Raw genomic sequence first — 23,578 nt, forward strand, 5'->3', positions numbered from 1 at the left:
CATGATGGCGAGCTCGACATTCACGCGGCATCAGGAGATCGCTTGGCGCGGTGGTCACACGAGGTCTACCTCGCGCTTCGTTGCCGAGGAGACCGCCATCGCACTCACCTACAATGGCTCCACCCATGCAGTGATGATGGGAACGCCGGCGGACCTGGAGGATTTCGGCGTCGGCTTCAGCCTCACCGAGGCCATCGTCGAGCATCCGGGCGAGATCAGGGATATCGATCTGGTCCCGAACGAACTCGGGATCGAGGTGCGGATGTGGCTCGATGGCGACCGTGCGGCATCCCTGGCTGCGCGGCGCCGGGCCATCAGCGGCCCCGTCGGATGCGGACTATGCGGCATCGAGAGCCTCGAACAGGCACGCCGTGCACCGTCGCGCGTGGCCGACCGGGGTGCCACGTTCTCAGGAGAGGACTTGCTGACGGCCATCCGGGCGCTGTCTCCGCTTCAGATCCTGTATCAGCAGACGCGAGCCGTCCACGCAGCGGCCCTTTGGCATCCGTGCCTCGGTATCGCTGCGATCAGGGAGGACGTCGGCCGACACAACGCGCTCGACAAGGTCGCTGGCGCCATCACGCGCGAGGGCAGGTCGGCCGGCGATGGTGTCGTGCTGCTGACCAGCCGCGTTTCGGTCGAGATGGTGCAGAAGGCCGCCATGATCGGCGTGCCGGTGGTCGTGGCCGTTTCCGCGCCCACTGCACTCGCCATTCAGACCGCGGACGAGGCCGGAATCACGCTGGTCGCGATCGCTCGCGACGACGGGTATGGCGTGTTCACGCATCCGCACCGTGTTCTATTGCCCGAAGATGCCGCCTCGCGCACGGACCTCTGACCGCGAGGGCTGACGACAATGGCGGTGCAGGCTGCAGCACGGGAGCCGGTGGCCGGGACGGACGCCGGGGTCTACGTTTCGGAACAATCCCTTCTCGTCGCAGCGCTGCTGAGCATGTCGGGCGGTTATCTCGATGCCTTCACCTGGCTCTCGCTCGGCGGCGTCTTCGCAAGCTCGCAAACCGGCAATGTGGTCTTTCTCGGGCTCTACGCCGCATCCGGACAAGGGCAACATGCGGCCCATCACCTCGTGCCGATCGCCGGCTTCCTCCTGGGCGCTTCATTGGCGATCCGCATTCGTGCGCCGCTGCTCTGTCTCGCCGGTGAGATCGTTGTCCTGGCCGCGGTGATGCTGCTGCTTCATCGCATCCCGACTGCGGTCGCGATTCTCGGAATGTCCTTTGCTGCCGCGCTGCAGTCAGCCAGCTTCAGGCAGGTCGAGCGCTGGAAGTATCTCTCGGTCACGGTCACTGGCAACATGCTTCGCGCCATCGATCAGTTCGTTGTGACAACCGATCGGGAGGCCGCGCGCGGCACAGGCGCCATGCTGACGCTCTGCCTGATGTTCCTGTTGGGGGCCGCCGTCGGCGGCTGCACAACGCGGTTGCTCGGCGCGTGGAGTCTTGCCTTGCCGATCGCCTCGTCGATCTGCGTTCTCTGGCTCTGTCGCCGGCATCGCCCTCCGCCCCGAAGCTGAGCCATCATTTCCCGCCATCGGCATGCGCAGCGGTCGTCGCCCGCCAGCCCGAGGCACCCAACATGCCATTCGACAAAAGGACGTTCGTTCGAGGAAGCGGGCGCCCGATGCGGTGCCTAGTCTTCCTGTCAAGGTCGACAACATCCAGCAGCCGGCTGCCCGCGTGCCGTGGGCGGCGAAGCGAGCCTGAGCGAACGGGAGTCTCCGATGGATCTGACAGCCCTTCTTCTATCGCGGCTGCAATTTGCCTTCACCATCTCGTTTCACATCATCTTCCCGGCCTTTACGATCGGGCTGGCCGCCTGGCTCACTGTGCTCGAAGCGATGCACCAATACAGCGGCAAACCCGTCTATCGGATCCTCTTCGAGTTCTGGCTGAAGATATTCGGCGTAGCCTTCGGCATGGGTGTCGTCTCGGGGGTGGTGATGGCGTTCCAGTTCGGCACGAACTGGAGCGTGCTCTCGAAGATGTCGGGGCCGATCCAGGGACCGCTTCTGTCCTACGAAACGTTCACCGCCTTTATGCTGGAAGCCAGCTTCTTCGGCATCCTCATCTTCGGGCGGACGCGCGTGCCACCCTGGTTCTACCTATTCTCCACCGCCATGGTGGCGCTTGGAACGACGCTTTCGGCGTTCTGGATCATGGTGAACAACAGCTGGATGCAGGTGCCAACCGGCTATGTCATGCAGAACGGCCAATTCGTGCCCGTGGACTGGGCGCAGATCATCTTTAACCGGGTGGTTTGGGTCAGGTTTCCGCACATGTTGCTCGCCTCCTATCTCACCGGCGCGTTCTGCGTCGCGGCAACCGGCGCGTGGTATTTGCTGCGGCGGACCTATCGTGCGGAGGCCCGGGTCATGCTGAGCATGGGGCTTGCGCTCGCTGCCGTGCTGCTTCCGGTTCAGCTCTTCATCGGGCATCTCGTCGGCGACTATGTCCACGACCTTCAGCCGGCCAAGTTCGCTGCCATCGAAGCTCGTTGGCACGACGAGCAACCCGCCTCGGAGGTCCTGATCGCGATTCCAGATTCGGGCACGGAGTCGAACAAATACGCCATATCAATTCCGATTCTCGGGAGCATCATCGGAAGCCTCAGCCTGACTTCGAAGGAGGTCGGCCTGACCAGCTTCGCGCCGCAGGATCGGCCGCCCGTGTTGATTCCGTTCTTCGCCTTCCGGATCATGGTCGGCTGCGGTCTCGTCATGCTGGGGCTGGCTTGGCTCGGGACCTGGCTCGGCCTGAAGCATCGCCTCGAGCGCAGCCGCCTCTTGCTTTGGGGCATCTTCCTCAGTTTTCCGCTGCCATGGATAGCGATCCTCACCGGCTGGTACACGGCGGAGGTCGGCCGCCAGCCATGGACGATCTACGGCGTGCTGCGGACTGCTGATGCCGTGACGCCGTTCCTCACGGCCTCCGCCGCGATGATGTCGCTGATCTTGTTCGTCGCGGTTTACGCCTTCATCTTCTCGTTCGGGACCTACTACATCTATCGGCTGCTGCGGGCCGGCCCGCCGGGACTTGGCGGCAAGCCGCTGGACATCCCGGCTCCAAATCGGCCGATGTCGCTTGCCGACCAGTTGCCGACGACGCGCAGCTATCTCGAAGCGGGAGAATAGGCATGGTGATGTTCTGGGTTGCTCTTCTCGCCATCAGTATCCTGATCTACCTGCTTCTGGACGGCTTCGACCTCGGCGTCGGCATGCTGTTCGGTCTGACCAGCAGCAAGTCCAAACGAGAGGCCATGCTGGGCACCGTCGCCCCGGTCTGGGACGGCAATGAAACCTGGCTGATCGTCACAGGTGTGATCCTGTGGGGCTCGTTTCCCCTGGTCTATTCGATGTTGCTCCCGGCTCTCTATATCCCGGTTGTCGTCATGTTGCTGGGACTGATCCTGCGGGGAGTGGCATTCGAATTTCGTGGCAAGGCATCACGCTCGCGCTGGATCTGGGATGTCTGCTTCGCGACAGGCTCGTTTGCCGCATCCTTCATGCAGGGAGCGATGGTGGGCGCGATCGTGGAAGGACTGCCATTCTCGAACGGGGACTATACCGGCGGGACCTTCGGCTGGCTGACGACCTTTGCCGTCCTGTGCGGGATCGGCCTCTGCTTCGGCTATGCGCTGCTCGGCGCCTGCTGGCTGGTGCGGAAGAGCGAGGGTCCCGTGCGGGACATGGCGCGGCGCCAGATCCCGCCGCTCGCGATAAGTGTGCTCGCATTCCTGGTCATCGTCTTCGTCCATGCGCTCGCCGAGCATCTTCCGATTTTGCACCGATGGATCGATCGACCCTATTTATTCGTGTTTCCGCTGATCGGCGCCGGTGCGGCCGCAGTGCTCGCCAGGAGCATCCTGAACCACGACGACTACTGGCCGTTTCACATGGTGTCGCTGATCTTCGTGGCGGCGTTCGGAACGCTCGCCCTCTCATTCTGGCCCTACATGATTCCGTTCGTCGTCACGATCGAGGAGGCCGCAGCTCCTCATGCGAGTCTCGCGTTCATGTTCTGGGGCGCCGGCCTGTTCGTCTTCCCGCTGATGCTGCTCTATATGGCGATCGGTTATCGCATCTTTCGTGGCAAGTCCGTCTCCGCGGCTGATCACTACTGACGGCGGCGCTCATCGCGAGGATGGTGTTCGCCAGGATAAGAATAAGGCGCCGTTTCCGGCGCCTTATTCGTTCGGACCCCTTGTTCAGGATTTCGGCATGATGCCGGGGCTGTTGTCCGGCCATTGCGCGATCAGCTTCTCGTCGATGTTGAAATGCTGGGCGACCAGTTTGGGCGGCGTATGCGTCAGCCAGTTGGAGAGCGACACCTCCTCGTAGCGAGGTGCGCGGAATACGCCGACGAACTGCAGCTCAGTGTCGCCGATGTTTTCCACATAGTGACCGAGGTTACGCCGGACATAGCCGATGTCGCCGGCGGCGAAATTCGTCGTCAGAGCATTGGGACCGGTATCGAACACGGTCATCCGCGCCTTGCCCTTGATGTAGTACTGCCACTCGTCGGCATTCGGATGCCAGTGCATCTCCCTGACGGCCCCCGGCGGCATCGTCACCAGCGCTGCGGCGACGGTGGTGGCTACCTTGAAGGTGGTGCTATCGGCGACGCGAATGGTCCCGGCCGAACTCTCCTTGACTGGAGCCGAGCCGGCCAGCGAGTGGACGAAGGGGTAGGGCGGCGCTTCGGCGTGCCTGGTGGCGGCCGCGCGATCTGCGGCGAGATCGCCGGGCACTGTGCCCTGGAAGATCCAGCGGTCGTGAAGTGGAATCTTGGCGAAAGCGTTAGCCGGGACGCCGAAGTTCTTCGCCAGCACTTCGGGGGGCGTGTGCGCGAACCAGTCCGTCACCAAGAGCGTGTTGAATTCGTTGGCATGGCCGTCGTCGAAGCAGATCACGAATTCGCAGCCGTCGGGACCCAGTCCCTGCAGCGAATGCGGCGCGCCCGGTGGAAAATACCAGAGGTCGCCGGATTTGAGGTCGGCGACATAGGGGCGACCTTGCGTATCGAGCACCGTGATGCGGCAAGCGCCGTAGGTCATGATTGCCCATTCGGCGGCCTGATGCCAGTGCAGCTCGCGAATGCCGCCGGCCGACAGCCGCATGTTGACGCCGGAGATTTCCTTCGAGATGGCGAAATCCGCGACAGTGACCTGGCGCGCCCAGCCGCCATCCTGGATGCGTCTCGGTGCATTGTTGAACGAGGCCCAATCCATCGGCAGGCCGCCGACGTCGGTCGCGGGCGGGGTTTGCGCCGAAGGAAACTGGCTGGCGAGCGCCGGGTTCTGTGGACCCGGATCGGTCAGGCTTCCAGGACTCGTGGCGTTCACGGCGCCTTGCGGCGGCTCGTCCGGATTGCCGAAGGTTGCGGCCTGCGCGCTGGAACCGACCATGGCGGCGCCCGCCGCCGACATCGCCAGCAAGTCACGTCGTGAGAACATGTTCGATTGCTCCTGAAAATTGTCGCGAGCCCTGCGTCGCGATGGGCTCCAGACACCAGCCTAGTTTCTGGGTGCCGGCTCAGCTTCCGGGAACGACGTTCCTTTTTCCGGAATGCACTGACTGCTTCAGCCGGCCGGTCTGGTCCGAACCTGTGCAATTGAGAAATTCGAATTCCGATTTGAAAAGACGCCTCTGCCGTCGCGCCCCTTAACTGACTGGCGAATTCACATCGAGAGACATCGAGATGACCACGAAATCGGTTCGTCCCTACCGTGAACCTGCCGGCGGATGGGGAGCCCTGAAGGCGTTGAGCGAAGCCCTGCTGGTGCAGCGGGTGCCGCTGAAGGGGGCGGCAACGCTGAGCCGCATGAATCAGCCGGAGGGCTTCGACTGTCCCGGCTGCGCCTGGCCCGATCCGAAGCACACCTCGTCATTCGAGTTCTGCGAGAATGGCGGCAAGGCGATCGCCTGGGAGGCGACGTCCAAACGCTGTACGCCCGAGTTTTTCGCCGAGCATACCGTCACCGAGCTCGCGACCTGGAGCGACTACGATATCGAAATGGTCGGGCGGCTCACGCATCCGATGGCTTATGACGCCGCCTCCGACCGCTATCTCCCGGTCGAGTGGAGCGATGCCTTCGACATGATCGGCCGAGAGCTGAAGGCGCTGCCGGACCCGAATATGGCCGAGTTCTATACGTCCGGGCGGACCTCGAACGAGGCCGCCTTTCTCTACCAACTGTTCGTGCGCGAATACGGCACCAATAACTTCCCCGACTGCTCCAACATGTGCCACGAGGCGACCAGCGTCGGTCTGCCGCAATCGCTCGGTGTCGGCAAGGGCACCGTGCTGCTCGAGGATTTTGACAAGGCCGACTGCATCTTCATCTTCGGCCAGAATCCTGGTACCAACAGCCCGCGCATGATGACGAGCCTGCGCAACGCAGCCCGCCGCGGCGCGTCGATCATCTCGTTCAACCCGTTCCGCGAGCGGGCGCTGGAACGCTTCCAGGCGCCGCAGAGTCCGATCGAGATGATCACTCTGGGCTCGACCACGATCAGCTCGAAGCTGTTCCAGGTGCGGGTCGGCGGCGACGTCGCGGTTCTCAAGGGGATCATGAAGGTCCTCGTTGAAGCGGACGAAGCGGCCCGCGCCGCCGAGCAGCCGGAGGTTCTGGATTGGGACTTCATTCGCGGGCACACCGCCGGCATCGAAGCGCTGATCGACGACCTCAAGCGCACGCAATGGCCCGACATCGAACGCCAGTCCGGCCTGACGCGCGAGGACATGGAATATGCGGCCGCCGCCTATATGAAGGCGGATCGTGCCATCCTCGTCTACGGCATGGGCATCACGCAGCATCAGCGCGGTGCGCATAATGTGCAGCAGATCGCCAACCTCGCGCTCCTCCGCGGCAATGTGGGACGAGAAGGCGCCGGGGTCTGTCCGGTCCGCGGTCATTCCAACGTGCAGGGCGATAGGACCGTGGGGATCACGGAGGTTCCCAAGGCGGACTTCCTCGATCGCCTGGAGCAGCGATTCGGCTTCAAGCCGCCCGCTGCGCCGGGGCACAACGTCGTCACCGCGCTGGAGGCGATGATCCGCGGCGAGGTGAAGGTCTTCTTCGCAATGGGCGGCAATTTCGCCGCGGCTATCCCGGACTGGCAGGCGACGCAGGCGGCATTGCGCAAGCTCGACCTGACCGTCCACGTCTCCACCAAGCTCAACCGCAGCCATCTGATCCACGGCCGCTCTGCCTTGATCCTGCCGTGCCTCGGTCGCACCGAGATCGACATCCAGGAAGCGGGACCGCAGTCGATCACGGTCGAGGACTCCATGTCGATGGTCCACGCCTCCGGCGGCCGCAACAAGCCGGCATCGGAGCATCTGCTCAGCGAAGTCGCGATCGTCGCGGGGCTCGCCAAGGCGACTCTCGGCGAGCGCTCAGTGGTCGACTGGGACGGGTTCGTTGCAAACTACGACCTCATCCGCGATGCGATCGAAGCGGTCTTTCCGATTTTCCAGGGCTACAATGCCCGCATACGCGTTCCCGGCGGCTTTCATCTCACCTCGACGGCACGGGAGCGGATCTGGGCGACGCCGTCCGGAAAGGCCAACTTCCTCGTCTTCGAAGGCTGCGGCGAGGACCCCGCGCAGGGCGATCCCGATTTCCTGTGGCTCAGCACCATCCGCAGCCACGACCAGTACAACACAACGCTGTACTCAATGTCGGACCGCTATCGCGGCGTCTTCGGCCAGCGCGACGTTGTATTCCTCAACGAATACGAGATGAAGAAGCGTGGGTTTGCCGATGGCGACCGCGTCGACCTGGTAACCGTATCGACCGACGGCGCCGAACGGATCGTACGTAACTTCCGCGTGGTGGCCTATTCCTTTCCGACCGGTTGCTGCGCCGCCTATTATCCCGAGACAAATCCGCTGGTGCCGCTTTATGCCCGCGATCCGATCAGCTTCACGCCGTCATTCAAGGGCATCCCGATTCGCCTGGTGCGTTCGACCGAGAGCCAGCCTTAGAGGGTAGCAGCCGCCAGACTGCGGTTACGCGTCGGCACGGAGACCGGATTACGACGAAGGCGCGGCCGTCGAGGTCGGCAGCGTAAACCAGAAACGAGCGCCGCCCTCAGAGCCATGGCTCTCGGCGCCGATCCGGCCTCCATGCGCCTCGACGATCGATCGGCAAATGGGCAGTCCCATGCCCATGCCGCTCTCCTTGGTCGTGAAGAAGCTTTCAAACAACCGGTCGACATGTTCGGTGGTGATACCGGGACCATTGTCCTCCACGGAGCAGCACAAGGTGCTGGGGTCCTGCATCGTCGTGGTGATGACGATGCGGCGATCATCGCGTCCGGCCTGCGTCATTGCCTGCACGGCGTTGATTGCCAGATTGACGATGACCTGCTGAAGCTGGGTGCGGTCACCGAGTGCCTGCGGGGCCGACGGATCAGGCCGGTGCAGGATCGTCACTGCATGGGATTCCAGCTCATGCCGAAGAAAGACAAGTGCCTCCCGGACGATGTCGTCGACGGTCAAACGTGCCGGCTCCGGCGCCTTCCGGGACGCCATTCCGTGAACGCGCGCCACGATGTTCGCGGCGCGGCGGGTATCGGCAATCATGTTTTCGATTGCGCTACGCACCTCGACGAGGTCAGGGACGGGCCTGCTCAGCCATCTCAACCCCGCAGCGCCGTTGGTTGCGATGGCCGCCAGGGGTTGGTTTACCTCGTGGGCGATTGAAGCGGTGAGTTCGCCGAGTATCGAGACGCGCGCTGCATGCGCGAACTCCGCCTGTACCTGCCGAAGCCTCTCTTCGGCGCGAATGCGCTGCGAGATGTCAATCGTGCCGACAAGACTGATCTCGAGATCGTTGATTGGGCCGACGCGCGCCGTCGTGAACAGGACGTCGACGACGCGGTCGTCCCAGGTCACCATCCTGGTTTCTTCTTCGAAGTTTGTTTCACCACGAAATCGGGACTCCATGGCTCGCCGGAACGTATCCGGACGCACCTTCCAGGTGTCGGCCATGGAACGTCCTGCATAACCATTGGCACCTCCGCCTCCGAACATCTGAACGGCGCGGTCATTGGCCTCCTGAAACGAGAGTGCGTCCATGCAGGTCTGGAGAAAATTCGGATGGTTGTCGAAATAGGCGCCGAGATCCTTGACTCCTTCGGCCCGCAATTTTCGGAACAGCACCACCAGCCTGCTGCCGTCGAGCTGGCGGAGAGCGATCGGCATGCGGCTGAACAGATGGCGGTAGCGCTGCTCGCTCCGCTCCAACTCGGCATGGGCCTTCTTCTGGGCGGAGATACCCATGGCCGCGCCGACGAATGTCAGCGAAGCAGTCAGAAAAGCGGCAAAAGCGACTGCGGTGACATTGTATCCGAGCAGAGAGCAGGCGAACGACACCAAGGTCAAGGCAAGGGTGCCCAAGGCGCACAGGAGAACGCAATCCTGTTTGGTGTGGATCGGCAGCAGGCGGCGCCATCCTCGCCGGGGCTGTACGGGTTGGGAGCGGTCCAGGCATTCAGACGTCATCCCTAAGATTTACCGCCGTACGGAACAGACGTCTTTGCATCTTCGCTGGCGCTTTGCGAAAACGCACGGCGTCGTGATCGGAGCTGAGATTTGACGGGCTCTAGCCAGTGGCAATTGTCTCTGGCTGGAACTCTACGTCATCGCGACCGCCGGTCGCGTCACGCCGAACCGCTGCTCGAATTCGGCGACGTTGACGATGCCGCGCCGGTGAGTGCCGTCGCCTATCTTGCGATCGCCGTCCCAGGCTTCGACCTCGAAGACGACGCTCTTGGTCTCGACCGTGACGACCCGCGCCACCGCGCGCACCTTCCGGCCGACGGGCGTTGCCGCCAGATGACGGACGTTGACCATCATCCCGACGCTGACATGCCCGGCCGGCAGAAACGACTGGATCGCAGATCCCGCCGCCATCTCCATGTGCAGGATCATCGTCGGCGTGCCGTACACTGCCGGCATGCCGGCCACCACATGGCCCACAGTCATCTCGGGGGTGACGGTCACCAGCTTTTCCGCCGTCATGCCGGTGGCCACCCCGTCAAGCGGACTCATGGCTCAATCCTGTATCTGAGTCGGTCGGGGACGGGCTCGGTGTTTCGGTCGCACGCGGCTTGGATCCGGTGAACCAGTTGCCGAGCTTGTCAAGATAGAGATAGACCACGGGCGTGGTGTAGAGCGTCAGGATCTGCGAGAGCATCAGGCCGCCGACGATGGTGTAGCCGAGCGGCTGGCGCAACTCCGCGCCGGTACCGGTACCGGTACCGAGCATCAGCGGCACGCCGCCGAGCAGCGCCGCCATCGTCGTCATCAGGATCGGGCGGAAGCGGAGCGTGCAGGCCTGGTAGATCGCCTCCTCGGGGCTCAGTCCGTGCTCGCGCTCCACCTCGAGGGCGAAATCGACCAGCATGATGCCGTTCTTCTTGACGATGCCGATCAGCAGGATGATCCCGATGATGGCGATGACGCTGAGATCCATGTGCACCGCGAGTAGCAGCAGCAGCGCGCCGATGCCGGCCGAAGGGAGCGTCGACAGGATCGTGATCGGATGGATCAGGCTCTCATAGAGCACGCCGAGAATGATGTAGATCACGATCAGCGCCGCGCCGATCAATAGCGGCGTGCCCGACAGCGAAGACTGGAACGCCTGCGCATTGCCCTGGAACGAGGTCGACAGCGAAGCGGGCTTGCCGGTGTCCTTCTCGATCTTCTGGATCGCGGTCACCGCATCGCCGAGCGCAGCGCCGGGCCGCAGGTTGAACGAGATCGTGACAGAGGGAAACAGGCTCTGGTGATTGATCAGGATGGGCGCAGGCTTGATGACGGCGTGGACCAGCGTGCTCAGGGGGACCTGCTGGCCGGTAGCCGAATTCAGGTAGATGTCCTTGAGCGCCTCCGGTCCGTACTGGAAGCGTGGATCGACCTCCATGACGACGTGATATTGGTTCAGAGAGGTGAACATGGTGGAGACGATGCGCTGGCCGAAGGCGTCGTCGAGAGCGTTGTCGATCGTCGTCGGCAGGATACCGAAGCTGGAGGCGACTTCCCGATTGACGGTGACCTCGAGCCTCGGACCGGCATTGGCCTGGTCGCTTGCGACGTCGGTGATGACGTCGAGCGCACGGAGCCTCTCCAGGAAGATCGCCGACCAGTGGGTGAGCTCGTCGGAATCCGCGTCCGTCAGGGTGTATTGATACTGCGTCTTCGACAGGCGGGCGCCGATGGTGATATCCTGCGCCGCCTGCATGTAGAGCCTGATACCCTGGATGTGGGCGAGCCGGGGCCCGAGGCGCTCGATCACCTGATCGGCGCTTGCCTTGCGTTCGGGCTTGGGTTTCAGGACGATGAAGATGCGTCCCTGGTTGAGCGTTGCCGTCGGCCCCCCCGGACCGATATAGCTCGCCACCGACTGGATCGCCGGGTCCTTCGAGAGAATGTCGACAATCGCCTGCTGACGTTCGGACATCGCGGGGAAGGAGATGTCCTGGGCAGCCTCGGTGATACCGACGATCTGCCCGGTGTCCTGCTGCGGGAAAAAGCCTTTCGGGATGATCACGTAGAGATAGCCGGTCAGCGCGATCGTCGAGAGCATCACGAGCAGTGTCACGAAGCGATGGCGCAGCACGACGCGAAGGCCCCGCGCGTAAAGCGCAAGCAACGCATCGAAGCCGCGTTCGAGCAGCAGATAAAGCCGGCCGTGCTTTTTCCTCGACTGATCTTTCAGGAGTCGCGCGCACATCATCGGCGTCAGGGTGAGCGAGATCACCAGCGACAGTAGCAGCGAGGCAGTGATCGTGACTGCGAATTCCTGGAACAGCTTTCCGACATACCCGCCCATCAGAAACAACGGAATGAAGACCGCGATCAGCGACAGGGTGATGGAGACGATGGTGAAGCCGATCTCGCTGGAGCCCTTGAGCGCCGCGTCCATCGGCGTCATGCCCTGCTCGAGATGACGTACGATGTTCTCGATGACCACCACGGCATCGTCGACCACGAACCCGACCGCGATCGACAGTGCCATCAGCGAGAGATTGTCGAGGCTGTAGCCGAGCACGTAGAGGACCGCGAACGTGCCGATCAGCGCCAGCGGAACCGTGATCGCCGGGATGAGGGTAGCCCAGAAATTCCGCAGGAACAGGAAGATCACCATCACCACCAATGCGACCGTGAGCATCAGTGTGAACTGGACGTCGGACACCGCGGCGCGAATGGTGGCGGTGCGATCCGCGGCGATCGTCACCTTGATCGCTGGCGGAACGGAAGCTTGCAGTGTCGGCAGTAGTTTCTTGATGCGGTCGACCGTCTCGATCACATTGGCGCCAGGGACACGCTGGACGGCGAGAATGATCGCGGGCTCCTTGCCGTACCAGCCGGCGAGAAGGTCGTTTTCGGGGGCCTCGATCGCCGTGCCGATATCGCGTATGCGCACCGGCGAGCCGTTGCGATAGGCGATGATGAGGTCCTCGTAGGCCGATGGTTTCAGGAGCTGATCGTTGGTGTTCAGCGTGTAGGTGACGCGCGGGCTGTTGAGCGTGCCCTTCGGCAAGTCGACATTGGCGCCGGCGATCACACTGCGGACGTCTTCGAGGCCGATGCCGCGGGCGGCGAGCGCCTGCGGATTGACGCGGACGCGGATCGCGGGCTTCTGCTGGCCGCCGATCCCGACGAGACCCACGCCGGGCACCTGCGAAATCTTCGGCAGCAGGATGTTTTCCGCGTAGGCGTCCACCGTGGTCAGCGGGAGCGAATCCGACGTTAGCGCGATCAGCATGATCGGCGTCTCCGCGGGATTCACTTTTCGGATCGTCGGCGGGTAGGGGATGTTCGGCGGCAGAAAGGGGCTGGCGGCGTTGATCGCGGCCAGCACGTCGACCGCGGCGCTGTCCACCGTGCGCGACAGCTCGAACTGCACTGTGAGCTGTGCCACGCCGAGCGCGCTGGACGAGGTGAGCTGGGTGATGCCGGGAATCTGGCTGAGCTGCTGTTCGAGCGGTGTGGCCAGGGACGATGCGATGGTGCCCGGATCGGCGCCGGGCAGTTGCGCCGAGATCTGGATTGTCGGGTAATTGACGTTTGGCAGGGCGCCGACCGGCAGCAGCGGATAGGCGGCAAGGCCGAGCAGCAGCAGACCTGCCATCAGCAGAGCTGTCGCGATCGGTCGCAGGATGAAGGGCGCGGAAAGGTTCATGGGAGCGCGTCCTGCACGGCGCTTTGCAGATCGGCTTCGCGCGCCGCCTTGCCGTGCAGCTCTCGGACGCGGCTTCCTTCCGTCAGCCGATACTGGCCATCGACCACGACGACGTCGCCCGATTTCAGGCCCTGGTCGATCAGAGCCTGCCCGTCGCTGATCTCGACGACGTGAACGGGACGCAAGGCGGCCGTCTGATCGGCAGACACGACGTAGACATAGCTGCCGTTCGGACCTTGCTGAACTGCCGATCCAGCCACTGTCAGGGCATCCTTGCGCGTTTCCAGCAGCAGACGCGCGTTCACCAACTGTCCCGGCCACAGCCGGTGCTCGTGGTTGGGGAATTCCGCCTTGAGCTGGACGGTGCCAGTGGTCCCCGCGATCTCATTGTTGACCAGCAGCAGCGTGCCTTCGTCGAGCTTCATCTTGTTGTCCTGACTGTAGGCGATGACCTTCAACGCTCCCTTTGCGGCGTGCTCTTGGATTGCGGGCAGATCCGTCTGCGGCAGGTTGAACAGCAGCGAGATCGGCTCGATCTGGGTGACGACCACGAGACCGTTCGGATCGGTCGGATGAATCACGTTGCCGACGTCGATCTGGCGGACGCCCGTGATGCCGGGAATGGCCGAGGTCAGACGCGTGTAGCTGAGCTGGACGTTGGCCTGATCGATTTGCGCCTGGTCGGCCTTCACGGCGGCCTTGAGCTGCGCGACCTGCGCGGTCTGCGTATCGATCAGTTGCGGCGTAGCATAGCCCTTGTCGCCGAGTTGATTGTAGCGAGACAGGTTCGCCTCGGCATTTGCGAGCTGCGCCTGATCCCTGTCGCGATTGGCGGTGAGCTGTTCGATCTGAGCCTGGTACGGCCGCGGATCAATCTGGGCGAGCAGATCGCCGGCCTTGACGGTCTGTCCCTCGGTAAAGGCGATCTTGACGATCTGTCCCTGAATCTGGCTGCGCACGACATCGGTGTTGTAGGCGATCACCGTGCCGATGCCGCGCAGATAGATCGGAACATCCTTGCCCCTGACGGTGGCCGCAACCACCGGCACGGCGGCGGGCACGGGCGCGGCGGCGACGACCGGCTGCCGGTCCGTGCCGAAAAACCAGAAGCCCGCTCCGACGAGGATCGCGGCGAGAGCGAGCAGGGCGATGGTGAGGTTTCGTTTCACGGTGTGGTCCTCGATGAGTCAGGGATTGCCGAAGCCGTTGGTGGCCCCTGCGCTGCCGAGCGGGGTCGGGCCGGGCACCGGCACGGACGGGCTGATTCCGGCGCCGCCGAGCTCGGTCGAGCCGAGCGGAATGCCGACGCGTCCGACTGATGATGATGAGGGCAGAGCGGACGGAGGTGTCGCCCCGCTCGTGCAAGTCGTCGATGAGCCGCCGGATAGTCCGCCGCCGTCAAAGAGGGCGCCGGATGAGCCGGCATTGCCGGAGCCGGCGCAGTTCGTCATGCCTTGCAGGGGATTGAGCGGGGACACACCGGGCGTTGCAATTTCGGTCGAGCCCAGCGGAATGCCTTCAGGCCGGCTCGATGCCGGATTCAACGGTGAGGTCGCGCCCATGCCGGGCGAAGGTTGCACTCCCGGCAAGGCCGTTTGCGCCACCGCGGCAGCCGCGACGAACCATAGGATGCCGGCTAGCAACACCGCGCTCGGACACACCGATCGGAAACGACGCGATCTGGTGCGGGTTGTGTGACCGCCGCCCGACGAGAGCTGTTCTCGCATGATTAGCTCCGGATACTTTCATCTGCACCGGAGGATAGTGAGCGGCGGATGCACCGGTATTCCCTGAATGCACGTCCCGCTGTCTGGCCGCACGATCCAGACCCATACCTGTCGGGATCACTGGGCCTGTTTCTGCAGGATCAGCTTTGCCCGAAAAAGCTGCCGGCGGCACGTGGTGATGTAGCCGGAGCGATCCGCGGCACGCGCGCGATCGAGTGCATCGAGCGCGACCTGAAGGTGCACGCCGCTGGATCCTTCGGCCTGCGCCAGAGATCGGGGCGTCGGTTGATGGCCACGCAGCGCACTGAGGCTTTCGGGGGCCCAGCCGTCGGCGCCGGCGTTCTTCTCGATGGTTGCATCCAGCTGGGCCTGCACCCGCGCGATCGAACGTTCGCAGGATGCCGCATGAGCCGGGGATGCCGCATGAAGCAGGACGGAGAGGACTATTCCGATCCGGATGAGTGAGGTTGATGTCGTCATATGCCGGTCCTTTATGCGATCGCCGATCGAAAGTGGGAGGCTCTTGAGTGACAGAATTGATACCAGCCGTCTTTCGCGTATGAACGTCGTCCGCCTGGCCTACGCACGGCGCGAAGCGGTCTCGGTATCGGACGGTGCCTAGATCGACATGCCGCCGGAAACCTCGATGCGCTGGGCATTGACCCAGCGGTTGTCCTCGGACAGCAGCGAAGCAATCATCGGACCGATGTCGTCGGGCACGCCGGCGCGCCCCAGCGCCGTCATGTCGGCCACGCGCTTGTTGATGTCAGGATTGTCGCGAACCATGCCGCCGCTGAAGTCGGTGGTGATCGCGCCGGGAGCCACGACATTGACGGCGATGCGGCGTGGTCCCAGCTCTTTCGCCATATAGCGCGTCAGCACCTCGACCGCGCCCTTCATGGACGCGTAGGCGGCGCTGCCTGGTATCACGATGCGCGTGAGACCCGTCGAGACGTTGACGATCCGTCCGCCATCATGAGCGGCAGCAGTTTCTGGGTCAACAGGAAGGCACCCTTGAAGTGGACGCTGTAGAGTGCATCCAGCTCGTCTTCGCTGGTTCCGTCGAAAGTGCCGTGATGTGAGGCGCCGGCATTGTTGATCAGATAGTCGACCCGGTCGGTTCCGAACTGTTCGAGCGCCTGTTGGATCTCTCGTGCGAAGTCGCCGAACGAAGCCGCTCGGCCGACGTCCAGCTGAAGGGCAATTGCCCGACGACCGGCACGGACGATCTCGTCGACGACCTTGCCTGCCTCTAGGCGGTTCGTCTGATAGGTGATGATCACATCGATGCCGCGACGGGCGAGGCCCAGGGCGGTGCTGCGGCCCAATCCCCGGCTGCCGCCGGTCACGATGGCAATTCTGGTCTTCCCGATATCATGAATATCTGCACGCATGGTGTGTCTCCGCTCCAAATGCGTGGCTCACTTAGGTCGCGCTCGAGGGGCGCGCGAGGGGCGTTCTCGGTTAGGGGCGCGTCCTGGCGTGCGAAGTGGCAAGGGCACGTTGTTTGACGAAATACGCAGGCAAGCGTCGAAACTAGTGTCGCCTCATTCCAACCCGGAGTGATCCTGACATGAAACCTCTCAACGCCTGCCTCGCCTTCGCAGCCGCCCTTTCGCTATTCTCGACCGTCGTCCCGGCACGCGCCGAACCACCGAAGAACATCGTTCTAGTGCACGGCGCCTGGGTGGATGCGTCCGGCTGGAAGCCTGTTTACGAGATCCTGACCAAGGAAGGCTTCCGCGTCACAATGGTGCAGGAGCCCGAGACCTCGTTCGCAGATGACGTCACGGCGGCCAAGCGGGTACTCGATCTTCAGGATGGCCCAACGCTCCTCGTCGGCCACAGCTACGGCGGCTCGATCATCACCGAAGCCGGAGTCCATCCCAATGTCGTCGGTCTCGTCTATGTCGCCGCGCACGCGCCTGACGTCGGCGAAGATGAATCCGCGCTGGGCAAGAAGACGCCGAGCGTGCTCGGAAAGACCGAGGGCGTCATCAAGGTCACCCCCGACAAGTTCACCTATCTCGATCCCGTGCAGTTCCCGAAATTATTCGCGCCCGACCTGCCGCGCGAGCGAGCCGAGTTCGTGGCGCGCTCCCAGGTCCTGGCGGCGACGCAGGTGTTCAGCACACCGCTGACGGCGGCCGCGTGGAAGACCAAGCCGAGCTGGGGCGTCGTGGCGGGTGGCGACCAGATCATCAATCCGGATCTCGAGCGCTGGTACTACGAGCGCGCCAAGAGCCAGATCACCGTGATCCCCGGTGCCAGCCATTCGGTCTACGAGTCGCATCCGAAGGAAGTGGCGGCCGTCATCACCCGCGCCGCACGCAGCCTCCAGCAGCCGGCTACGCGCTGACGACGTTTTCTTGCCGGTCCTGACGCACGGCCGGCAGAAGGAAGGGCGGCGGGAGAGACAGCACTCCCGCCGACCTGACCGACCCACCGCGGAGAATCCCATGAGCGTGGTTGAGAAGACGGCCCCCGTCGTGGCTGCGTCCGGACCGAGCGGATCCAACGCCGCCAAGGAGCGAAAGTCATGACGAGCTGGCAAACGGGCCGGGCCGCGCGCGATGCCCGCATTGCGGCCGGTGCAGGACTTGCACACGGGAAGATCGTCGAGGCGAAAGACGCCACACGTCTGCTGGAGGCCGTGATCAGGCCTGGTGACCGGGTGTGCCTGGAAGGCGACAACCAGAAGCAGGCCGATCTGCTCAGTCGCGCGCTGCTCGCCGTTGATCTCTCCAGGGTCAAGGATCTGCACATGGTGCAGTCGGGTGTTGTCCTTCCCGAACATCTGGACCTGTTCGACCGCGGGGTCGCGAAGCGGCTCGACTATGCCTATTCCGGGCCGCAGTCGGCGCGTATCGCGCGCATGTTGTTCGGCGGCAAGATCGAGCTGGGGGCGGTCCATACCTATCTCGAACTGTTCGCCCGCTACTTCATCGATTTAACGCCGCACGTCGCGCTGATCGCCGCCGTCAGTGCCGACCGCGAGGGAAATCTGTACACCGGTCCGAATACCGAGGACACGCCGACCGTGGTGGAGGCGACGGCATTCAAGGACGGTGTCGTGATCGCCCAGGTCAACGAGATCGTCGAGAAAGTTCCGCGTGTCGATATCCCGGCCGACCGCGTCCATTTTATCGTCGAGTCCGATAAGCCGTTCTTTGTCGAGCCCTTGTTCACGCGCGATCCGGCTGCGATCACCGAGGGACAGATCCTGACCGCGATGCTGGCAATCAAGGGCATCTATGCGCCCTATGGCGTGCAGCGGCTCAATCACGGTATCGGCTTCAGTACGGCTGCAATCGAACTCCTGCTGCCGACCTTCGGCGAGCGGCTTGGGCTGAAAGGCTTGATCGCAACCCATTTCGCCCTGAACCCACATCCCGCGCTCATTCCGGCGATCGAGTCCGGTTGGGTCCGGCAGATCCATTCCTTCGGCTCGGAGGTCGGCATGGATGAATACATCCGTGCCAGATCCGACGTCTACTTCACCGGTCCCGACGGCTCGCTGCGCTCGAACCGGGCCTTTTGCCAGACGGCAGGACTCTATGCCTGCGACATGTTCATCGGCTCGACGCTGCAGATCGATCTGCAAGGAAATTCGTCGACCGTCACCACTTCGCGTATCGCCGGCTTCGGCGGGGCTCCGAACATGGGAGCGGACGCGCGCGGGCGGCGTCACCCGAGCGAGCCCTGGCTGAAGGCTGGAGCGGAGGCCGATCCCGACAGTCCGGCCCCGCTGCGCCGCGGCCGCAAGCTGGTGGTGCAGATCGGCGAGACATTCGGTGACAAGAACGTGCCGTTGTTCGTCGAGAAGCTCGAGGCGATCGAGCTTGCGGAAAAGCTGAAGCTCGAGCTCGCGCCGGTCATGATCTATGGCGACGACGTCACGCACATCGTGACCGAGGAAGGCGTGGCGAACCTGTTGTTGTGCCGCACCCCGCAGGAGCGCGAGCAGGCCATTCGCGGCGTCGCGGGCTACACCGATGTCGGTCGCCGGCGCGATCGCAACATGGTCGCGCGCCTGCGCGAACGTGGCGTGATCCGCCGTCCCGAGGATCTCGGCATCAATCCACTGGATGCCGATCGCAGCCTGCTGGCGGCGCGCTCGATCAAGGATCTCGTGCGTTGGTCGGGTGGGCTCTATTCGCCGCCGTCGAAATTCAGGAACTGGTGAGGACGGTCATGGAAGATCTCAATTTTCAACACCGGGCACGCGCGCGTGCCGGCGGCACCAGGCAGAGCGCGATCGTCGGCGTGGTCGCTTCGGGCAATCTGGAAGTGCTGGTGGAGCGCAGCCTGCCGGACGCGGATTGCGCCCTGGAGATCAAAACCGCGGCGGTCGGCTTCGGCGAGGTCTGGAGCGCTGTGATCGACGATTTCGTCGAGCGCTATTCGCCCGGTGGATTGAAGTTCTCCATCAATGATGGTGGCGCGCGTCCTGACACGGTTTCGCTTCGCCTGGCGCAGGCGGTCCGGTTGATCGAGGGGAATGGCCAATGATTGCGCCTCTGAAGGACATCATCCCGGCCGAACGGGCCCGTAGCACCAGCTTCAACGAGGCGTCGGCCCGCACGCGGCTGGAGTTGCTGCTCGATGCCGGCAGCTTCGTCGAATTCATCGGACCGGAGCAGCGTGAGGTCAGTCCGCATTTGAGGATATTCGACCTGCCCGAGCAGTTCGACGACGGCATCGTCGTTGGTCACGGCCGCCTCGACGGCTCGCCCGTGTTCGTTGCCGCGCAGGAAGGACGCTTCATGGGTGGCGCCTTCGGCGAGGTGCACGGCGCCAAGCTGACGGGGCTGCTCCGCGCCGCGCGCGAGATCGGATCGATCCCGGTGCTGATCCTGTTCGACACCGGCGGTGTCCGGTTGCAGGAGGCCAATGCCGGCGAACTCGCCATCGCCGAGATCATGCGGGCGGTGATGGAGGCGCGCATCGCGGGTGCGAAGGTCATCGGTCTGATCGGAGGGCGCTCCGGATGCTATGGCGGGGGCGGCCTGATCGCGGGCTGCTGTTCCGCGCTCGCCGTCTCGGAGCCCGGGCGTATCGCGGTCTCGGGCCCGGAGGTCATCGAGACCAATCGCGGCGTCGAGGAGTTCGACTCCCGCGATCGCGCTTTGGTGTGGCGGACAATGGGAGGCAAGCATCGCCGGCTGCTCGGCGCCGCCGACGTCTTTGCCGACGACACCGTCCAGGATTTCCGCGAGGCTGCGCTCGAGCTGCTCAGCCTCGTCGGGCCTTTCGGCCTCGACGGGCTGAGAGCGGAGCAGGCGCGGCTGGCCGACAGGTTGCGCAGCTTCGGCGGCTGCGAGGACGCCGTCGACATCTGGACGGCGGAAGGCATCGCACACGCGGAGAGGGTCCCGGAGCTGTCGGCTGACCTGTTCATCGCACTCGCCAACAGGATCGGGAGGACCAGCCGTGACGCTCGATGATGTTCTCGCATCGCTTTTCCCGGACGGCCATGACGTCAGAAACGACGAAGGCGTCGTTCTCGGCTCGGCCGTGCTGCGCTCCGGCACCGGGATGCTCGTCGTCGGTATCGCGGATCGAACGGCGCTCGGTGTCGACGAGGCCATCCGACTCTCCGGATATGTGCTGGAGTCCCTCGGCCGGGATACTGGGCCCATCCTGGTTCTCGTCGACAGTGACAGCCAACGCATGAGCAAGCGAGACGAGCTGCTCGGGCTGAACGAATTCCTGGCGCATCTCGCCAAGGTGCTGATCCATGCGGACATGAATGGCCGCGCTACCATTGGCCTGCTCTATGGTCACTCGGCTGCGGGCGCTCTGCTTGCCACGGGCCTTGCAACCCGTGTGCTGGTCGGATTGCCCGGCGCCGACCCCGCCGTGATGGACCTGCCGTCGATGGCGAAGGTCACCAAGCTGTCGATGGAGGCGCTGGAGGAGAAGGCGAAATCGACGCCGGTGTTTGCCCCGGGTCTGTCCAATCTCGCCCGAATGGGCGCGGTTCACATGACATGGAGCAGTGCGGTCTCGCTTGCTGGCCAGATGGAGGCACTGCTGGCCGACATGCCGGCCGTCCAGGATAAGCGGGATGCGCTCGGCAAGGAGCGTGGTGGCCGGGTGAAGGCCGCCGATATCGCGGAGCGCGTTCGTGACCTCGCCCTGCAAACCCGGTGAACGGCCGGCCGGCCGTCACGATCTCGTCTTCGTCAGCCCGGATGGCTGGCGCACGATGCTCGATCTGCATGGCGATCTTGGGTGCGATCCTCTTGTTGCGCACTGGGCGGAGCTGGGATGGCCGACGATCAGGCGGCGCGCCCTGCCGTGCGAGACAGCCGGCCTCGCGCTGGGGCTCCCGTTGCCGCCCTCTGCTGGAAAGAAACGGCTCGCTTTTCTCGCCGGCCTCGACGACATCGTCGCGGTTGCGCGGCCGCCTTCGCTGAAGAAAGCGCGTGCGTCCGCACCACCGCACTGGCGGATGACCCTCGACCACCTCGACGAGCTCGCGCTTCGCCATTCGGCGCACGCGCGCGTATTCGGTAGCCTGGCATGGGAGACGCTGACCGGGCTCGACTACGTCACCGCGGGCTCGGATCTCGACCTCCTGCTCGAGACCAGCCCCGAAACGGATCTGGATCGTCTTGTCGCCGATCTGGCTGCGATCGAGAGCCAAGCGCCAATGCGGCTCGATGGCGAGCTGATGCGCGCCGAGGGTGCCGCGGTGAACTGGCGCGAGTTCCAGGCGGGCGCGAGCGAGATTCTGGTCAAGAGCATCGAGGGCGTCACTTTGCGCGACAGGGGCGACTTCATTTCGGGAGTGACGCGATCATGATCACCGCGGCCTTGCGGAGCGCTGAACCGCGCGCTCCACGCTGGACGGGAATTGCGTCCGATGCCTCTGCAATCGGCGACGTCGCCGCCGACTGCCTTGTCCTGGAGCTGGAAACCTGGCCGAAGCCGGGTCTCGTGAGCCATGTCGACAATGGCAGTCACGACGACATGGATGTGGACACGTTTCGCCGCAGCGCTGCGGCCATCAGGCCTCATTTTCAACGCCTCGCCGATGCGGGCGCGCTTGGTTGCGGCATGGGACGGCTGCGGATCATCGGCCTTGAAGCCGAGCGGGCGATGCTCGCGGCGACCTCCGGCGTCAACACGCATCGCGGCGCGATCTTCGGTCTCGGCCTGTTGTGCGCGGCGGCCGGTGCGAAGGCCGGCGGGCTGGTCGATCCGGCATTGCCGCTCGGCCATGTCGTTGCGCGCCTCTGGGGCCGCAGCATCCTCGACGGTCCGGTGCTGCTGCACAGCCATGGCAGTGCCGTCCGCCGCCGCTTTCACGCTGGCGGCGCCCGTATCGAGGCTGCGCAGGGCTTCCCCAGCGTCTACCGTATCGGCCTGCCAGCCTTGCGGAGGCGCGCTGCGCCAGACGATGTGGAATCCGCTCGGGTCGAAGCGTGCTTCGCGTTGATCGCATCCGTCGAGGACACCAATCTGCTGCATCGGGGCGGACTTGAGGGCCTTCGTTTCGCGCATCGCGCCGCGCGTCGATTCATCGATGTCGGCGGCGTGCGCGCGGACGGCTGGCGTGCGCGGGCGCGATCGATCCATGAAGACTTCGTCGCCCGTCGTCTCAGCCCGGGCGGATCAGCCGACCTTCTTGCCATGACGCTTTTCGTCGACGCCCATGAGCGAACGGGCCGATGATGTCCAACGCAATCCTGATGGCCCTGGTGCCCGTCTTCTTCGTCCTGTTGTTGGGATACGCTGCCGGCAGGTTTCATATCGTCGACAATCTTCACGTCGACGCTCTCAATGCGCTGGTGATGGATTTCGCGCTGCCGGCCTCGCTGTTCGCGGCGACAGCTTCGGCGTCGCGCCACGAGATGATCGACCAGGTTCCGCTCTGCGTGGCGCTCGGCGTGACGATGCTGCTGCTCTATGTCGCCTGGTACTTTGCCGCGCGCAGATTCTCCTCGGTCTCGCGGTCCGACGCGTCGCTCCAGGCGCTGACGATCGGCTTTCCGAATCTGGCCGGAGTCGGCCTTCCAATCGTGGCATCGGTCGTGGGGCCTGCTGGCACCGTCCCGGTTGCCGTCGCATTGGCGACCGGTTCGATCCTGATCAGTCCGCTGACCCTGATCGTGGCTGAAATGGAGGCGGTCAAGGCACGCGGTGCCGAAATGTCCGGACGACAAGTCGTCATGGCGGTTTGGCGCGCGGTGACAAAGCCGGTCGTGCTGGCGCCCGCGCTCGGTATCCTGCTGTCGTTGTCGGATTTGAATCTGGATGCGCTTGCCCATGCGTGCCTCGCGCTGATCGGGAATGCGGCCGCTGGTGTAGCCCTCTTTCTCACTGGAGCCATCCTGTCGGCGCAGTCCTTCCGGCTGGATTGGAGGATCGTCGTCGCAACGATTGCCTCGAACATCGTCCGGCCGCTGCTCGCCGTGACAGTCATTCACGTGGTTCCGATCGCTCCCGATACCGCGAAGACGGCGGTTCTGCTTGCCGCGGTACCCTCGGGCTTCTTCGGCATCCTGTTCGCCGTGAACTACCGGCTGGATTCGGCAACGGTGGGCTCCATGGTCATCGCGAGCACCGGATTCAGCGTCGTGACCCTGGCGGTTGCGATCGCAATGCTGTTTCCGAACTAAGGCAGC

General features: G+C 64.0%; 20 protein-coding genes and 1 pseudogene. 13 read left to right on the forward strand and 8 right to left on the reverse strand.

Annotated elements, in window-relative coordinates; all coding sequences use genetic code 11:
* Position 1 precedes the first annotated feature (1 nt).
* From fdhD to cydB, 4 genes are all read left to right on the forward strand, one after another.
* The gene (fdhD, locus tag CV770_RS00450) at positions 2-838 is read left to right on the forward strand and encodes a formate dehydrogenase accessory sulfurtransferase FdhD (RefSeq protein WP_104460959.1); all 837 of its coding nucleotides are present in this window, start codon (positions 2-4) and stop codon (positions 836-838) included.
* A gap of 18 nt (positions 839-856) precedes the next feature.
* On the forward strand, positions 857-1,534 hold the full coding sequence (locus CV770_RS00455; protein WP_104460960.1) for a YoaK family protein: 678 nt from the start codon (positions 857-859) through the stop codon (positions 1,532-1,534).
* A gap of 207 nt (positions 1,535-1,741) precedes the next feature.
* On the forward strand, positions 1,742-3,151 hold the full coding sequence (locus tag CV770_RS00460) for a cytochrome ubiquinol oxidase subunit I (RefSeq protein ID WP_091952643.1): 1,410 nt from the start codon (positions 1,742-1,744) through the stop codon (positions 3,149-3,151).
* Positions 3,152-3,153: 2 nt separating this feature from the next.
* Entirely contained in the window at positions 3,154-4,140 is a 987-nt protein-coding gene (gene cydB, locus CV770_RS00465) for a cytochrome d ubiquinol oxidase subunit II (protein WP_104460961.1), read from the forward strand.
* 84 nt (positions 4,141-4,224) lie between these two features.
* Here the strand turns inward: cydB and CV770_RS00470 are convergent, their stop codons facing one another.
* Entirely contained in the window at positions 4,225-5,472 is a 1,248-nt protein-coding gene (locus CV770_RS00470) for an oxalate decarboxylase family bicupin (protein ID WP_104460962.1), read from the reverse strand.
* 245 nt (positions 5,473-5,717) lie between these two features.
* Here CV770_RS00470 and CV770_RS00475 point away from each other — a divergent pair, with 245 nt between their 5' ends.
* Positions 5,718-8,009: an FdhF/YdeP family oxidoreductase gene (locus CV770_RS00475; RefSeq protein ID WP_104460963.1), complete on the forward strand. Its 2,292-nt coding sequence runs from the start codon at positions 5,718-5,720 to the stop codon at positions 8,007-8,009.
* Positions 8,010-8,057: 48 nt separating this feature from the next.
* Here the strand turns inward: CV770_RS00475 and CV770_RS00480 are convergent, their stop codons facing one another.
* The 7 genes and pseudogenes from CV770_RS00480 to CV770_RS00510 all read right to left on the reverse strand — a co-directional run bounded on the left by CV770_RS00480 (position 8,058) and on the right by CV770_RS00510 (position 16,336).
* Positions 8,058-9,401 carry a sensor histidine kinase gene (locus CV770_RS00480; RefSeq protein WP_245453646.1) on the reverse strand — a complete coding sequence of 448 codons (1,344 nt, stop codon included), beginning with the start codon at positions 9,399-9,401 and terminating at the stop codon, positions 8,058-8,060.
* 261 nt (positions 9,402-9,662) lie between these two features.
* Complete coding sequence (locus tag CV770_RS00485; protein ID WP_104460965.1) at positions 9,663-10,079, reverse strand: thioesterase family protein; 417 nt, start codon at positions 10,077-10,079, stop codon at positions 9,663-9,665.
* On the reverse strand, positions 10,066-13,215 hold the full coding sequence (locus CV770_RS00490; protein WP_104460966.1) for an efflux RND transporter permease subunit: 3,150 nt from the start codon (positions 13,213-13,215) through the stop codon (positions 10,066-10,068). The genes CV770_RS00485 and CV770_RS00490 overlap by 14 nt, the downstream gene beginning before the upstream one ends.
* Positions 13,212-14,384: an efflux RND transporter periplasmic adaptor subunit gene (locus CV770_RS00495; RefSeq protein WP_104460967.1), complete on the reverse strand. Its 1,173-nt coding sequence runs from the start codon at positions 14,382-14,384 to the stop codon at positions 13,212-13,214. The genes CV770_RS00490 and CV770_RS00495 overlap by 4 nt, the downstream gene beginning before the upstream one ends.
* Before the next feature lie 18 nt (positions 14,385-14,402).
* Positions 14,403-14,942: a hypothetical protein gene (locus tag CV770_RS42035; protein WP_161499968.1), complete on the reverse strand. Its 540-nt coding sequence runs from the start codon at positions 14,940-14,942 to the stop codon at positions 14,403-14,405.
* Positions 14,943-15,059: 117 nt separating this feature from the next.
* Positions 15,060-15,422, reverse strand: a complete 363-nt coding sequence (locus CV770_RS00505) for a hypothetical protein (RefSeq protein WP_104460968.1) — start codon at positions 15,420-15,422, stop codon at positions 15,060-15,062.
* 138 nt (positions 15,423-15,560) lie between these two features.
* A pseudogene (locus CV770_RS00510) lies at positions 15,561-16,336 on the reverse strand (SDR family NAD(P)-dependent oxidoreductase).
* A 179-nt stretch (positions 16,337-16,515) separates the two neighbouring features.
* Between CV770_RS00510 and CV770_RS00515 the strand changes: the two are divergent.
* The 8 genes from CV770_RS00515 (at position 16,516) to CV770_RS00550 (ending at position 23,572) form a co-directional block, all read left to right on the forward strand.
* Complete coding sequence (locus CV770_RS00515; RefSeq protein ID WP_104460969.1) at positions 16,516-17,301, forward strand: alpha/beta hydrolase; 786 nt, start codon at positions 16,516-16,518, stop codon at positions 17,299-17,301.
* A gap of 180 nt (positions 17,302-17,481) precedes the next feature.
* The gene (gene mdcA, locus CV770_RS00520) at positions 17,482-19,128 is read left to right on the forward strand and encodes a malonate decarboxylase subunit alpha (protein WP_104460970.1); all 1,647 of its coding nucleotides are present in this window, start codon (positions 17,482-17,484) and stop codon (positions 19,126-19,128) included.
* Between the two features lie 8 nt (positions 19,129-19,136).
* Positions 19,137-19,454 carry a malonate decarboxylase acyl carrier protein gene (gene mdcC / locus CV770_RS00525; RefSeq protein WP_091952619.1) on the forward strand — a complete coding sequence of 106 codons (318 nt, stop codon included), beginning with the start codon at positions 19,137-19,139 and terminating at the stop codon, positions 19,452-19,454.
* The gene (locus CV770_RS00530; RefSeq protein WP_165637090.1) at positions 19,451-20,389 is read left to right on the forward strand and encodes a biotin-independent malonate decarboxylase subunit beta; all 939 of its coding nucleotides are present in this window, start codon (positions 19,451-19,453) and stop codon (positions 20,387-20,389) included. The genes mdcC and CV770_RS00530 overlap by 4 nt, the downstream gene beginning before the upstream one ends.
* Positions 20,376-21,098 (forward strand): biotin-independent malonate decarboxylase subunit gamma, encoded by a 723-nt coding sequence (gene mdcE, locus CV770_RS00535; RefSeq protein ID WP_104460971.1) that lies wholly within the window; start codon positions 20,376-20,378, stop codon positions 21,096-21,098. Before CV770_RS00530 ends, mdcE begins: the two co-directional genes overlap by 14 nt.
* A complete protein-coding gene (mdcG, locus tag CV770_RS00540; protein WP_104460972.1) occupies positions 21,073-21,753 on the forward strand; it encodes a malonate decarboxylase holo-[acyl-carrier-protein] synthase in 681 nt (226 codons plus the stop codon). The genes mdcE and mdcG overlap by 26 nt, the downstream gene beginning before the upstream one ends.
* Positions 21,750-22,625: a triphosphoribosyl-dephospho-CoA synthase MdcB gene (gene mdcB, locus CV770_RS00545; protein WP_104460973.1), complete on the forward strand. Its 876-nt coding sequence runs from the start codon at positions 21,750-21,752 to the stop codon at positions 22,623-22,625. The genes mdcG and mdcB overlap by 4 nt, the downstream gene beginning before the upstream one ends.
* The gene (locus CV770_RS00550; protein WP_104460974.1) at positions 22,622-23,572 is read left to right on the forward strand and encodes an AEC family transporter; all 951 of its coding nucleotides are present in this window, start codon (positions 22,622-22,624) and stop codon (positions 23,570-23,572) included. Before mdcB ends, CV770_RS00550 begins: the two co-directional genes overlap by 4 nt.
* Positions 23,573-23,578: the final 6 nt, after the last annotated feature.

This window comes from Bradyrhizobium sp. AC87j1, assembly GCF_002936975.1.
In the GTDB taxonomy this organism is placed as follows: domain Bacteria; phylum Pseudomonadota; class Alphaproteobacteria; order Rhizobiales; family Xanthobacteraceae; genus Bradyrhizobium; species Bradyrhizobium shewense.

Bases quoted from the DNA above. Each gene is read 5' to 3' on its own strand.
- fdhD (WP_104460959.1), top strand. From the start codon at position 2: ATGATGGCGAGCTCGACATTCACGCGGCATCAGGAGATCGCTTGGCGC.
- CV770_RS00455 (WP_104460960.1), top strand. From the start codon at position 857: ATGGCGGTGCAGGCTGCAGCACGGGAGCCGGTGGCCGGGACGGACGCC.
- CV770_RS00460 (WP_091952643.1), top strand. From the start codon at position 1,742: ATGGATCTGACAGCCCTTCTTCTATCGCGGCTGCAATTTGCCTTCACC.
- cydB (WP_104460961.1), top strand. From the start codon at position 3,154: ATGGTGATGTTCTGGGTTGCTCTTCTCGCCATCAGTATCCTGATCTAC.
- CV770_RS00470 (WP_104460962.1), bottom strand. From the start codon at position 5,472: ATGTTCTCACGACGTGACTTGCTGGCGATGTCGGCGGCGGGCGCCGCC.
- CV770_RS00475 (WP_104460963.1), top strand. From the start codon at position 5,718: ATGACCACGAAATCGGTTCGTCCCTACCGTGAACCTGCCGGCGGATGG.
- CV770_RS00485 (WP_104460965.1), bottom strand. From the start codon at position 10,079: ATGAGTCCGCTTGACGGGGTGGCCACCGGCATGACGGCGGAAAAGCTG.
- CV770_RS00490 (WP_104460966.1), bottom strand. From the start codon at position 13,215: ATGAACCTTTCCGCGCCCTTCATCCTGCGACCGATCGCGACAGCTCTG.
- CV770_RS42035 (WP_161499968.1), bottom strand. From the start codon at position 14,942: ATGCGAGAACAGCTCTCGTCGGGCGGCGGTCACACAACCCGCACCAGA.
- CV770_RS00505 (WP_104460968.1), bottom strand. From the start codon at position 15,422: ATGACGACATCAACCTCACTCATCCGGATCGGAATAGTCCTCTCCGTC.
- CV770_RS00515 (WP_104460969.1), top strand. From the start codon at position 16,516: ATGAAACCTCTCAACGCCTGCCTCGCCTTCGCAGCCGCCCTTTCGCTA.
- mdcA (WP_104460970.1), top strand. From the start codon at position 17,482: ATGACGAGCTGGCAAACGGGCCGGGCCGCGCGCGATGCCCGCATTGCG.
- mdcC (WP_091952619.1), top strand. From the start codon at position 19,137: ATGGAAGATCTCAATTTTCAACACCGGGCACGCGCGCGTGCCGGCGGC.
- CV770_RS00530 (WP_165637090.1), top strand. From the start codon at position 19,451: ATGATTGCGCCTCTGAAGGACATCATCCCGGCCGAACGGGCCCGTAGC.
- mdcB (WP_104460973.1), top strand. From the start codon at position 21,750: ATGATCACCGCGGCCTTGCGGAGCGCTGAACCGCGCGCTCCACGCTGG.
- CV770_RS00550 (WP_104460974.1), top strand. From the start codon at position 22,622: ATGATGTCCAACGCAATCCTGATGGCCCTGGTGCCCGTCTTCTTCGTC.